Here is a 328-nt window from a genome sequence, read left to right as displayed (position 1 = left end):
GCGGCGGGATCCACTGCACCGCACGGAACCGGCTTGGCGCCGAACCGTAGCCCGGCAGGTCCAGCGCGCCCGATAGCACCGACGTGTCCAGCCAGCGCTGCCAGACCGTCCGACAGAACTGGTGCACGATCACGCCATGCTGCAGCTGGCCGATGCGGCGGCGGAACTCGACAAGCTCGGCGCGCAGGCTCGAGTAGTTGGCCTGCCGCACGTCGCCGGTGACCAGGTGGTAGGGCAGCCCCAGCGAGGCTGAGACCGCCAGCAGCGTGCGGTACTGGAACGCCTCGTAGCCGCCGCCCACATCGGCGGGCGACGAGAACTTCACGTC

The 328-nt window shown here is 70.1% G+C and carries 1 protein-coding gene; it reads right to left on the bottom strand.

The genetic code is table 11. The features are described from left to right. On the bottom strand, nucleotides 1–328 hold a 328-nt coding region (locus Q0938_RS19270; protein ID WP_299365744.1), incomplete at both ends, for a phage portal protein.

The sequence above is a fragment of the uncultured Paracoccus sp. genome (assembly GCF_947496875.1).
Lineage (GTDB): Bacteria > Pseudomonadota > Alphaproteobacteria > Rhodobacterales > Rhodobacteraceae > Paracoccus.
This window is presented reverse-complemented; position numbering and strand designations above follow the sequence as displayed.